An 11,413-nucleotide genomic window follows, 5' to 3' on the forward strand; every position below is an offset into this window, starting at 1 on the left:
CGCCCCGCCGGCTCATGATCGACAAGCCCCGCTCTGCTGCACCTAGTCCTTCGCCCGCCGGCACACCCACCTCCCGTCCCGTCTCCGGCCTGAGCTCCCGCCTCGGTCGCTGGGCCTTGTGGGCTCTGGGCGTCGTGGCAGGCGGCATCGCGGCCGTATGCCTGCTGCTGGCCTTGGGGCTGGCCCTGGCCTATCCCAACCTGCCCGACATCAGTGGCCTGACGGACTATCGACCCAAGCTGCCCATGCGCGTGCTGTCCACTGACGGTGTGCTGCTGGGCGAGTTTGGCGAGGAGCGCCGCAACTACCTGCCAATCCGCGAGATTCCCAAGGTCATGCAGGAGGCCGTGCTAGCTATCGAGGACGCACGCTTCTATCAGCATGGCGGCGTCGACTACCTGGGCATCATCCGCGCGGGCCTGGCCAATGTGGGCGAGTCGCGCAGCCAGGGCGCATCGACCATCACGATGCAGGTGGCGCGCAACTTCTACCTTTCCACGGAAAAGACCTTCACGCGCAAGATCTACGAGATTCTGCTGGCGCTGAAGATCGAGTCGGCGCTGTCCAAGGAAAAGATCCTCGAGATCTACATGAACCAGATCTTCCTGGGCCACCGCGCGCATGGCTTCGCGGCAGCCAGCGAGATCTACTTCGGCAAGACGTTGGACAAGCTCAGCATCGCCGAGGCTGCGATGCTGGCCGGCCTGCCCAAGGCGCCGTCGGCCTACAACCCCATCAACAACCCGCGCCGCGCGAACATCCGTCAGCAATACATCATCGAGCGGATGTATGAGACGGGCTACATCACCGAGGAGCAGCGTGATGAGGCCAAAGCCGAGAAGCTGCGCATCCGCCCGGTGCAGGAGTCGGTATCGCATGCCGAGTTCGTCGCCGAGGCGGCGCGCCAGCTGATCTTCAGCCAGTATGGCGACGAAGCCTATTCGCGAGGGCTGAACGTCTATCTGACGCTGAACAGCGCCGAGCAGAACACGGCCTACCGCGCGCTGCGCCGTGGCATCCTCGACTACGAGAAGCGCCAGGTCYACCGCGGCCCCGAGGCCTATGCCGATCTGCCGAGCGACGCCAAGGAACTGGACGCGCGCATCGCGCTGGTGCTGGCCGACCACCCTGCCAATGACGAGCTGCTTGCCGCCGTCGTGCTGGAGGCCGATCCCAAGAAGGTGACGGCGGTGCTGCAAAGCGGCGACGTGATCGCCATCATCGGCGAAGGTCTCAAGCCTGCCACCTCCGGCCTGTCCGACAAGGGCAATCCCAAGACCCGCATCCGCCGAGGCGCCGTCATCCGCGTCGTCAAGGGCGCCAAGCAGAAGGACGGCGGCGAGTGGACCGTCACCCAACTGCCCGAGGTCGAGGGCGCCTTCGTGTCCCTGGACCCGAAGACCGGCCAGGTGCACGCCATGGTCGGCGGCTTCGACTACAACAAGAACAAGTTCAACCATGTGACCCAGGCCTGGCGTCAACCGGGTTCGAGCTTCAAGCCCTTCATCTACTCGGCGGCGCTGGAGAAGGGCTTCACGCCGGCCACCATCGTCAACGATGCGCCGCTGTTCTTCGACGCCGGCACGACCGGCAGCCAGCCCTGGGAGCCCAAGAACTACGACGGCAAGTTCGAAGGCCCGATGCCGCTGCGCACGGCGCTGGCCAAATCCAAGAACATGGTCTCCATTCGCGTGCTGCACTCCATCGGCGTGCGCTACGCGCAGGACTGGATCACGCGCTTCGGCTTCGAGGCCGAGAAGCACCCTGCCTATCTGACCATGGCCCTGGGCGCCGGCTCGGTGACGCCCATGCAGATGGCCCAGGGCTATGCGGTATTCGCCAACGGCGGCTATCGCGTCAGCCCGCAGCTCATCGCCAGGATCACCGACAACAAGGGCCGGCTGCTCTACGAAGCCCTGCCCGTCACGCTGACCGACGACACCCGCGCCATCGAGCCACGCAACGCCTTCCTGATGAGCAGCCTGCTGCAGGAGGTCACGCGCAGCGGCACCGCAGCCCGCGCCCAGGCGACGCTGAAGCGTCCCGACATCTATGGCAAGACCGGCACGACCAATGATTCGATGGATGCCTGGTTCGCCGGCTACCAGAAGGATCTCGTCGCCATCGTCTGGATCGGCTATGACCAGCCGCGCAAGCTCGGCGACCGCGAGACGGGCGGAGGCTTGAGCCTGCCGGTCTGGATCGAGTACATGGGCTTTGCACTGAAGGGCAAGCCCGTCGACGAGATCACGCCGCCGGAAGGCATCGTCAACGTCAATGGCGAGTGGTTCTACGAGGAATACACAACCGGCAACAGCGTGCGTGAACTGTCCAGCGAACCCGCGGCGGTACCTGGCGCGGCGACCGAGGACGAGAAGAAGTCCATCCTGGACCTCTTCAAGAGATAGCGGCTCAGGTGCTGAACGCCAGCGCCTGGCCTGCCTGCTCGCTTGCGCAGCGCGACAGGCGCGCGAGGAATTCCTGGTCTTCGCGGTCCACCCATTGCGAGCCGTCCCACTTGAAGTGATAGCCGCCCGAGCGCGCCGCAAGCCAGATCTCCTGCAGCGGGGGCTGGGTGTTCAGCACGATCTTGCTGCCTCCGGGCATGCTCAGCTCCAGCAGGCCACCGGTGCGATGGGTGTCGATGTCCACCACGTCGGCCTCGAGCCAGGCATCGATCTGCTCCTCGATGCGAGCGAGCAGGGCGTGGGCCTTGGCGTGGTAATCGGCGTCGGACAGGGGCATAAACTGGGCGGATGAAGAAGACTGCCGCCAGTTTAGGTGTCCTGCTGATCACCCTTACCGCCCTCATGGGTTGTGGGCAGAAGGGGCCGCTGACGCTGCCCAAGCCGGCCGGCGCGGCCTCTGCTCCGGCGTCTGGCCCTGCGCGCTAGTCCCGGCCTTCTTCCACCGCGTGGCAGGCCACGCGCACACCCTTGATCTCCAGCAGCGCCGGCCGCTCGGCCTTGCAGCGCACATTGGCCAGCGGGCAGCGTGGGTGGAAACTGCAGCCGCTCGGCGGATTCAGCGGGTTGGGCACCTCGCCCTGCACCGGCGTGCGGGCGCGGCCGCTCATGTGGATGTCGGGGATCGCATCCAGCAGCATGCGTGTGTAAGGGTGCAGCGGGCGCGCGAACAGCAGGGCCTTGTCGGCCACCTCGACGAGGCGGCCGAGATACATGACGCCGACCTGGTCGGCCACATGGCGCACGACGGCCAGGTTGTGCGAGATGAAGAGGTAGGTCAGGCCGCGTTCGCGCTGAAGATCCTTCATGATGTTGAGGACCTGAGCCTGCACAGACACGTCCAGCGCAGAAGTCGGCTCATCGCAGACAAGGAATTCCGGTTGCGTCGCGAGCGCACGGGCGATGGAGATGCGCTGACGCTGGCCGCCAGAGAACTGGTGCGGGAATTTCTCGGCATCGGCCGGATTCAAGCCAACCGAGCTGAGCAGCTCACCGACGCGCTGCCTGGCCTCCGCGTCGCCCGGGATCAGGCCGTGCTCGCGCAGTGGCTCGGCGACGATATCCAGCACCTTCCAGCGCGGGTTCAGCGACGCATAGGGATCCTGGAAGATCATCTGCATGCGCCGGCGCAGCTTCAGGGCACCGGCACCGGCCAGCGTCTTGGCGATGTCCTCGCCGTCGAAGCTGACCGCGCCGCGCGTCGTCGCGTACAGCCCAACCAGCAGGCGTGCGACCGTGCTCTTGCCGCAGCCACTCTCGCCGACGAGAGCCAGCGTCTTGCCGCGCTCGATGCTGAAGGACACGCCGTCCACCGCATGCACAAAAGCCCTGGGCTTGCGCTCGACGACGCGGTTCAGCCAGGGGGGTGAAACGTCAAAGATCTTGGCAAGGTCCCGTACCTCGACGAGGGGCGTGCTCATCGCGGCACCTCCACGGTGACAGGCCGCCAGCAGGCCGCAGTCGTCGCGCCAACCTGGACCAGTTCGGGCCGCTCGGCACGGCAACGCTCGACAACGCGAGGGCAGCGCGGGTTGAAGGCGCATCCCGGTGGGATCGCAGTGAGGCGCGGCATCGAGCCATCGATCTGCAGCAGGCGTTCGCGATCCTCGTCCATCGCCGGGATGGACCCCATCAGCCCGACGGTATAAGGGTGGGCCGGGTGGTGGATGACGTCGGCCACCGGGCCGATCTCGGCGATGCGGCCGGCGTACATGACGGCGACGCGGTCGCAGGTTTCGGCGATGACGCCCATGTCGTGGGTGACCAGCATSACGGCCGCGCCCTGCTCGCGGCAGACCTTCCTCAGCAGCGCAATGATCTGCGCCTGGATTGAGACGTCCAGCGCCGTGGTCGGCTCGTCGGCGACGATGAGCTTGGGGTTGGCCGCCAGGGCCAGCGCGATGACGACACGCTGGCGCATGCCGCCGGAAAACTGGTGCGGGAAGTGATCGACCCGAGCCTCGGGCGCCGGAATGCCGGTGGACGCCAGCAGTTCGACGGCCCGGGCCCGGGCCTGGGCGGCGCTCAAATCAAGGTGGGTCGTGATCGTCTCGGTGAGTTGCCGGCCAACTGTGTAGAGCGGATTCAGCGACGTCAGCGGATCCTGGAAGACAGCGCCGATCTCCTTGCCGCGGATACGGCGCATCTGCTCGTAAGGCAGGTTGTCGATGCGCCGGCCCGCGAGCCTGATCTCGCCGGCGGCGATGCGGCCCGGCGGGTCCAGCAGGCCAATGATGGCCGCACCGGTCAGCGACTTGCCGGCGCCGGATTCGCCGACGACGCCAAGGATCTCACCGGGAGCGATCGAGAAAGAGATGTCGTCCAGCGCCAACAACGTGCCGCGGCGGGTCGGGAACTCCACCCGCAGGTGGCTGACTTCAAGCAAAGGGACAGTCATCGCAGACGGGGGTTGAGCGCGTCACGCAGCCAGTCGCCCAGCAGGTTCACACTGAGCGTGATCAGCACCAGCGTCAGGCTGGGCCAGGCGGTGATCCACCATTCGCCCGAGAACAGGTAGTCATTGCCATTGCGGATCAGCGTACCCAGGGACGGGCTGGTCGCCGGCACGCCGACGCCGAGAAAGGACAGGGTCGCCTCGGTAATGATGGCCGACGCGATCTGGATGGTGGCCAACACCAGCACCGGCCCGAGCACATTGGGCAGCACATGGCGACGCATGATGCGCAGCGAGCCGACGCCGATGACGCGAGCGGCCTGCACGTACTCCTTGTTGCGCTCCACCAGCGTCGAGCCGCGCACGGTGCGTGCGTACTGCACCCAGCCCGTCAGCGCAATCGCCAGCACGAGGACGACGAAGGCCAGCATGTCGGGAGCGTGCGGGAAGAGGCTGCGGCCGACGCCGCTGATCATCAGCGCGACGAGGATGGACGGGAAGGACAGCATCACATCGCAGATGCGCATGATGAAGGCGTCCGTGCGGCCGCCAACGAAGCCCGCCAGCAGGCCCAGGCTGACGCCGATCAGGATGGACAGCAGCACCGAGGCGATGCCGACGAGCAGCGAGATGCGCGCGCCGTACATCAGCGCGGACAGAATGTCGCGGCCCTGGCCGTCCGTGCCGAGCCGGTACCTGGCTTCGCCGCCATCGACCCAGGCCGGCGGCTTGAGCGAGTCCATCAGTTCCAGCGTCGCCAGGTCGAAAGGGTTGTGCGGCGCCACAAGCTCCGCAAACAGCGCGCAGACAAGGCAGACCAGCGCAATGGCGGCGGCCAGCATCGCGACCGGCGAGTTCCGAAAGGAATGCCAGACGTCGCCGTCGAAGAAGCCGCGCAGCGCGGATGCCGACGGGGTGGAGTTGGGATTGGCGTCGACTGCCATGGTCAATGTGCTTTGCCCTCAACGCGCAGGCGCGGATCGACGGCGAAATAGAGGAGGTCAACGCCCAGATTGATGACGACGAAGATCAGCGAGATCAGGCAGAGATAGGCGGCCATCACGGGGATGTCGGCGAACTGCACGGCCTGGATGAAGAGCAGGCCCATGCCGGGCCACTGGAAGACCTGCTCGGTGATGATGGCAAAGGCAATCAATGAGCCGAGTTGCAGGCCGGTGATCGTGATGACGGGCACCAGCGTGTTCTTCAATGCATGGCCGAAGTAGACGCTGCGGTCCGTCAGGCCGCGGGCGCGGGCAAAGCGGATGTAGTCGGTGCGCAGCACCTCCAACATCTCGGCGCGCACGAGCCGCATGATCAGCGTCAGTTGGAAGGCCGACAGCGTGAAGGCCGGCAAGACGAGGTGCAGCAGGCCGTCGCGCGTCAGCAGGCCCGAAGTCCACGCTCCAAGGGCAACGACTTCGCCGCGGCCGAAGCTCGGCAGCCATTTGAGTTCGACCGCGAAGATCCAGATCAGCACGATGCCGATGACGAAATTGGGCAGGCTGACACCGAACAGCGTGCCCGTCATCAGCAGTTGCGCGCTTGCCTTGCCGCGGCGCAGCGCCGCATAGACGCCCAGCGGAATGCCCAGGCCGAGCGCAATCAGGCCGGCGACGAGAGCGAGCTCCAGCGTCGCCGGGAAGCGTTCGACGATGAGGCTTGAAACCTTGCGGCCCTGGCGCAGGCTGATGCCGAATTCGCCCTGGGCCGCGTTGACCGCGAAGCGCGCGAATTGCACGGGAAAGGGCTGATCCAGGCCCAGATCCTTGCGCAAGGCGATGCGCTGCTCCTCGGTCGCATCCTGGCCCAGCAGATTCGTGACCGGGTCGCCCACGTACTGAAACAGCATGAAGGCGATGAAGGCGACCGTCAGCATGACGACGAGAGCCTGGACAAGGCGGCGAAGGATGAAGACCAGCATGAAGACTTTGAAGCGAGCGCGTCTTTGCGCGGCGCGAAGGCGGGATCATGGCGAAGTGCGGGGGCCGGGGCTTCCCGGGAAAGCCCTAGCTCCGCGAGCCTGAGCCGCCAATGAAAACGGGCCGCTTTCGCGGCCCGTCGAGACGCCTCGCGAGGCCGAAGCCCCGCATCGGCATCAGAAGCGGTGACGCAGACCGACCATCGCGCCGCCACGCTTGCCAGCGCCGTTCAGGAACAGCACCTCGCCCTTGAGCTTGGTGTAGTCCATTTCCAGGTAGGCGTCGGTGCGCTTGGAGAACGCGTAGTCGAGGACGACGGCGAAGAAGTTAGCCTTGGACTTGGTGTTGGCGTTCGTCGAGAAACCGCCAGGCGCCGCTGCAAAGGCCGCACTGAACGGGCCCAGGTTCTGGACCGTGCCGTAGTGCGTTTGTTCGGTCAGCCAGGCATTGGCGCCGATGTTCAGCTGAGGCGTCAACTGATAGGTCGCGCCGAACATGATCATGGTGCGCTTCTTGATGTCAGCCGCATCGCCATTGAAGATGTTCGCGCCCAAGATACCGCCGGTATAGGCTGTACGCGTCGCCAGGGCGATATTGGCCGGGCCGCCGGCGGCGGTCGAGGCCGCGAAAGCTGCGGGGCTGCTCAGGCTCAACAGCGTGAAGGGGTTTTCGAACTTGTTCTCGCCCCACGACGCATGCAGGTAGAGCGGGCCATTCGTGTACGAGCCGCCGAGGACGGTCGCCTTGATCTTCTTGCCGGTCTGCTCGGTCGCTTGCAGATATGCGGCGCCCGCGCCGAACTTACCGTCGTTGTAGCGAACCAAGCCGCCGACGGTCTTGTTCGGGAAAGCCGCGGCAGCGCCCGATTGACCTTCACCGGCGCTCACCTGGACTTCGGCATAGAAGCTGCCAAACTGGGCCAGGTACTTGACCATGTTGTCCTGACGCGCGGCCATGGACATGCCGATTTCGGGCTTGTACGCCTCGATATACGGCGAGTAGCGGAAGGATGCGAAGGTCGACGTGTAGACGTCGAACAGGATGTTGTATTGACGACCGAGGCGGATCTGGCCCAGGTCACTGGACTGCAGGCCAACCCAGGCTTGACGCCAGAAATCGGAAGTAGAGGCGGCAGCGCCGGTATCCGAACTGAGGCGATGCTCCATGTTCACCAGAGCCTTGAGACCGCCGCCCATGTCTTCCACGACATTCACGCCCAGACGGCTTTGCGACATGCCGCCAGGGATCAACTGCTTTGGTGCAGCTCCAGGATTGACGTTGGTGGTGTAACGCGCGGCAGCGTCCACGATGCCGTACAGGGTCACGGTGGACTGGGCCCAAGCGGAAGAGGTGCAAGCGGCCAGAGCGGCAACTGCCAGAGTGGCTTTTTTCATCAAGGTTGTCTCCTGCGAAGAAAAGTGAACTTTTTGATTCTCAGTGATGCGCCCTGCCATAACGCGAGCTCTGTTGTTGATTTCCCACAGCAATTCCCCTGTCCCGCATGGGACAAAAGAAAAGCCGCCCGAAGGCGGCTTGGCTGATTTCGCTGCGGCCGAGAGGCCGCTCGACATCAGAAGCTGTGACGAACACCGACGTCGTAGCCGGTGGACTTCAGGCCGTTGGAGGTCGCTGCAGGAGCGCCGCCGACGGCGAAGCGCGCAGCGCCGCTGTTCTTCAGCTGCGAGAACGTCGTGTACAGCGCGGTACGCTTGGACAGGTTGTAGATGTAGCCAGCCGCGAACAGCTTCGCATCGCCGATGGCGGTGTAGCCCGCGACGGCCGTCTCGGCGCCAGCATTGGCCTTGGCGTCCGTGAACGAGGCCCACAGTTGACCCTGGCCAAGCGGTGCCGTCACGGCAGCCGTCAGGATCTGCTGCTTGCGCGACAGGTACTTGGACTCCGTGTAGGACAGCGACGGGCGAATCACGCCGAAGTCGTAGGCTGCACCGATCGAGGTCAGCTTGAACTTGCTGCTGTCACCCGCGTTGGACGTGCTGGCATAGGCGCCCGACACGTGCAGGGGACCCTGCTTATAGCCCAGACGAACGGACTGGCCCTTGTTCGTGTCCACGCCTTCACCAGCCGAGATGTCCACACCGCCGTAGAAGCCGCCGAGATTGGCCGGCAGGGAATACGAGACGAGGTTGTCAGCACGGCCGAAAGACGTACCGTTGCCGCTGCCCAGGTTGCTGTACAGCACGCTGACGCTGCCCAGGCCGGTGAATGCGGACGGGTCGAAGTCTTCGACGTGCAGGCGCGAGACGGTCTTGTTGCGGCCGAGGCGCACTTCACCGAAGTCGCCGCTCAGGCTGACCGTGGCGCGGCGCCCCCAGAAGGCGCTACCGCCACCAGCGACACCGGTGTCGGTGTCGACTTGGGATTCCAGCCAGAAGCCAGCCTTCAGGCCGCCGCCCAGATCTTCGGTGCCACGCACGCCGAAACGGCTGGTGTTCAGACCGCTGGAGTCCAACTTCTTCACCGTGAGACCGCCGGTCTTGACGTACTTCAGGTCGGCATCAATGACGCCAAACAGAGTGACGGACGATTGCGCGACGGCAGCGCCGCCGGTCAGACCGAGGACGGCCAAGGCAATCAGAGCTTTCTTCATTCGATACTCCTAGGTATTCATCCGAGTCGCCGAGCGAACAGGCCACAGCGACTTACCTCCTATGAGGAAGTGCGCGTATTCCACTACAGGTTTGAGATGCTGGGGAATTCACGGATATGAAATTATGTGTTGTCGTTGCCGATCCACAACGCCGCCCCAGATTCACCATTTCTTCATCGAAACATTGCTTAACTGAATGCAACCTCGAGCAAGCAATTCACATCGTCGTGATCTGGACTTTCGGGACRGGTTGATCAGCGCGCTCGACGCCGGGCTTCGCACCGTGTTCGTGCCCACCCGCGCCACCCGCCAGTCGCCGTCGGCGGCCCAGTCGCCCGTAGAGCTAGATACGGCCGACAAGCAATCCGCGGCAGCGCTGATGCGCGTCAATCACGTCGGTGAAATCTGCGCCCAGGCGCTTTACCAGTCACAGGCGCTGTTCAGCCGCAACGAGCAGCTGCGGCGGCACTTCGAACAAGCCGCCCAGGAAGAACTGGATCACCTCGCCTGGACGGCCGACCGGATCGCCGAACTGGATGGCCATACCAGCCACCTCGCGCCGCTCTGGTGGGCCGGTGCCTTCGCCTGGGGCAGCCTGGCTGGGCTGGCCGGCGATCAATGGAGCCTTGGCTTCGTCGTCGAAACGGAGCGCCAGGTCGAAGCCCACTTGGCCTCGCATCTTCAACGCCTGCCTGAGGCCGACGCGCCATCCCGCGCCATCGTCGACCAAATGCGGCGCGAGGAAGCCGAGCATGCCGACGCGGCCGTTGCCGCCGGAGCGCGGCCATTGCCCGCGCCCATTGCGGAGCTGATGCGCGCGGCAGCCAAGGTCATGACGACCGTGGCTCACCACATCTGATCAGACCTGGCTCAAACTTCAGTGACCTCGAAAGAGGTACTGATGGCCGAGGTCTTGGCCAGCATGGCTGTCGCCGAACAGTATTTCTCGTGCGACAGCGCCACTGCGCGCTCGACGATCTCAGGCTTCAGCCCCTTGCCGCTGACGATGAAGTGAAAGTGGATGGCTGTGAAGACCTTGGGATCGCTGGTGGCGCGCTCGGCCTTCAGCGTCACCTTGCAGCCACGCACATCATGGCGGCCGCGCTTGAGGATGAGCACCACGTCATAGGCCGTGCAGCCACCCGTACCCGCCAGCACGGTTTCCATGGGCCGCGGCGCCAGGTTGCGCCCGCCACCGTCCGGCGCGCCGTCCATGCTCAGCACATGACCGCTACCGGTCTCGGCCACGAAGCTCATGCCACTCGGGCCCTCAGGACCCAGCCAACTGACGGTGCATTCCATGGTCATCTAGAGTCAAAGCTCCAATTCGTTCACGAAAAATATTGCAGCGCAGCATAACTCGGCGCTAAACTGCCACTCAAGCGAAAACGTTTTCGCACCGATTGTCTCCTCCACCGCCTCCATGGTGGATTCAACCCGAGCTTGCAAAAGCTCGGGTTTTTTTTCGCCGAAGGCAGGCAAGCGGCGCCGCATGAGGGTCTCCCCTATCATGCGGCGCCGCAACAAGACACCATGGAGAGACGATGAGCGCCCCCTCGCGCCGACGCCAGCCCCCCGCCAAGGCGCCGTCCAGCACGTCATCTCAGGTGCCCGCGATGCTGCCGCCCGGCAGCAGCTATCTGCAGCGAATCCTGAACGCCCGGGTCTACGAAGTCGCCCGCGAGACCCATCTCCACGCCGCCGCCAAGCTATCCAAGCGTCTGTCCAACAAGGTCTGGCTCAAGCGCGAGGACGAGCAGGACGTCTTCAGCTTCAAGCTGCGCGGTGCCTATAACAAGATGGCGCATCTGTCGGCCGAACAACGCGCGGCCGGCGTCATCTGCGCTTCGGCAGGCAACCACGCCCAGGGCGTGGCGCTGTCGGCGAAAAAGCTCGGCTGCCGCGCCGTCATCGTGATGCCGGTGACCACGCCCCAGGTCAAGGTCGAGGCAGTGCGCGGCCACGGCGGCGAAGTCGTGCTGTTCGGCGAGAGCTTCACCGACGCCTATGGTCACGCCAAGGA

Annotated in this window: 13 protein-coding genes; 4 read left to right on the top strand and 9 right to left on the bottom strand. The window is 64.9% G+C overall.

The window, feature by feature from the left end:
• Nucleotides 1-14: 14 nt before the first annotated feature.
• Nucleotides 15-2,408, top strand: coding sequence for a penicillin-binding protein 1A (locus AC1DU6_RS10185; RefSeq protein WP_477857024.1), 2,394 nt, complete (start codon nucleotides 15-17; stop codon nucleotides 2,406-2,408).
• Nucleotides 2,409-2,412: 4 nt separating this feature from the next.
• Here the strand turns inward: AC1DU6_RS10185 and cyaY are convergent, their stop codons facing one another.
• A complete protein-coding gene (gene cyaY, locus AC1DU6_RS10190; RefSeq protein ID WP_082532973.1) occupies nucleotides 2,413-2,745 on the bottom strand; it encodes an iron donor protein CyaY in 333 nt (110 codons plus the stop codon).
• Nucleotides 2,746-2,756: 11 nt separating this feature from the next.
• On the opposite strand from cyaY, the gene lptM reads away from it, so the two are divergent.
• Nucleotides 2,757-2,894 (top strand): LPS translocon maturation chaperone LptM, encoded by a 138-nt coding sequence (gene lptM, locus AC1DU6_RS10195; protein WP_082532972.1) that lies wholly within the window; start codon nucleotides 2,757-2,759, stop codon nucleotides 2,892-2,894.
• Here lptM and AC1DU6_RS10200 read toward each other — a convergent pair.
• The 6 genes from AC1DU6_RS10200 to AC1DU6_RS10225 form a co-directional block, all read right to left on the bottom strand.
• Complete coding sequence (locus tag AC1DU6_RS10200; RefSeq protein ID WP_477857018.1) at nucleotides 2,891-3,886, bottom strand: ABC transporter ATP-binding protein; 996 nt, start codon at nucleotides 3,884-3,886, stop codon at nucleotides 2,891-2,893. The genes lptM and AC1DU6_RS10200 overlap by 4 nt on opposite strands.
• Nucleotides 3,883-4,863, bottom strand: a complete 981-nt coding sequence (locus tag AC1DU6_RS10205) for an ABC transporter ATP-binding protein (protein WP_056203276.1) — start codon at nucleotides 4,861-4,863, stop codon at nucleotides 3,883-3,885. Before AC1DU6_RS10205 ends, AC1DU6_RS10200 begins: the two co-directional genes overlap by 4 nt.
• Complete coding sequence (locus AC1DU6_RS10210) at nucleotides 4,860-5,804, bottom strand: ABC transporter permease (protein WP_056203273.1); 945 nt, start codon at nucleotides 5,802-5,804, stop codon at nucleotides 4,860-4,862. The genes AC1DU6_RS10205 and AC1DU6_RS10210 overlap by 4 nt, the downstream gene beginning before the upstream one ends.
• A gap of 2 nt (nucleotides 5,805-5,806) precedes the next feature.
• Entirely contained in the window at nucleotides 5,807-6,784 is a 978-nt protein-coding gene (locus tag AC1DU6_RS10215) for an ABC transporter permease (protein WP_056203270.1), read from the bottom strand.
• Nucleotides 6,785-6,958: 174 nt separating this feature from the next.
• On the bottom strand, nucleotides 6,959-8,353 hold the full coding sequence (locus AC1DU6_RS10220) for a porin (RefSeq protein WP_457324783.1): 1,395 nt from the start codon (nucleotides 8,351-8,353) through the stop codon (nucleotides 6,959-6,961).
• Entirely contained in the window at nucleotides 8,353-9,390 is a 1,038-nt protein-coding gene (locus AC1DU6_RS10225) for a porin (protein WP_056203264.1), read from the bottom strand. The genes AC1DU6_RS10220 and AC1DU6_RS10225 overlap by 1 nt, the downstream gene beginning before the upstream one ends.
• A 196-nt stretch (nucleotides 9,391-9,586) precedes the next feature.
• Here AC1DU6_RS10225 and coq7 point away from each other — a divergent pair, with 196 nt between their 5' ends.
• A complete protein-coding gene (coq7, locus tag AC1DU6_RS10230; protein ID WP_477857021.1) occupies nucleotides 9,587-10,249 on the top strand; it encodes a 2-polyprenyl-3-methyl-6-methoxy-1,4-benzoquinone monooxygenase in 663 nt (220 codons plus the stop codon).
• A gap of 11 nt (nucleotides 10,250-10,260) precedes the next feature.
• Here coq7 and AC1DU6_RS10235 read toward each other — a convergent pair whose 3' ends face one another.
• Both AC1DU6_RS10235 and AC1DU6_RS10240 read right to left on the bottom strand, forming a co-directional pair.
• The gene (locus tag AC1DU6_RS10235; RefSeq protein ID WP_056203625.1) at nucleotides 10,261-10,692 is read right to left on the bottom strand and encodes an OsmC family protein; all 432 of its coding nucleotides are present in this window, start codon (nucleotides 10,690-10,692) and stop codon (nucleotides 10,261-10,263) included.
• A 12-nt stretch (nucleotides 10,693-10,704) separates the two neighbouring features.
• Entirely contained in the window at nucleotides 10,705-10,884 is a 180-nt protein-coding gene (locus AC1DU6_RS10240) for a hypothetical protein (RefSeq protein WP_457326441.1), read from the bottom strand.
• A 122-nt stretch (nucleotides 10,885-11,006) separates the two neighbouring features.
• Here AC1DU6_RS10240 and AC1DU6_RS10245 point away from each other — a divergent pair.
• A partial coding sequence (locus AC1DU6_RS10245; RefSeq protein ID WP_477857026.1) for a pyridoxal-phosphate dependent enzyme occupies nucleotides 11,007-11,413 on the top strand: 407 nt, incomplete at its 3' end.

The organism is Roseateles sp. P5_B10 (genome assembly GCF_056400485.1).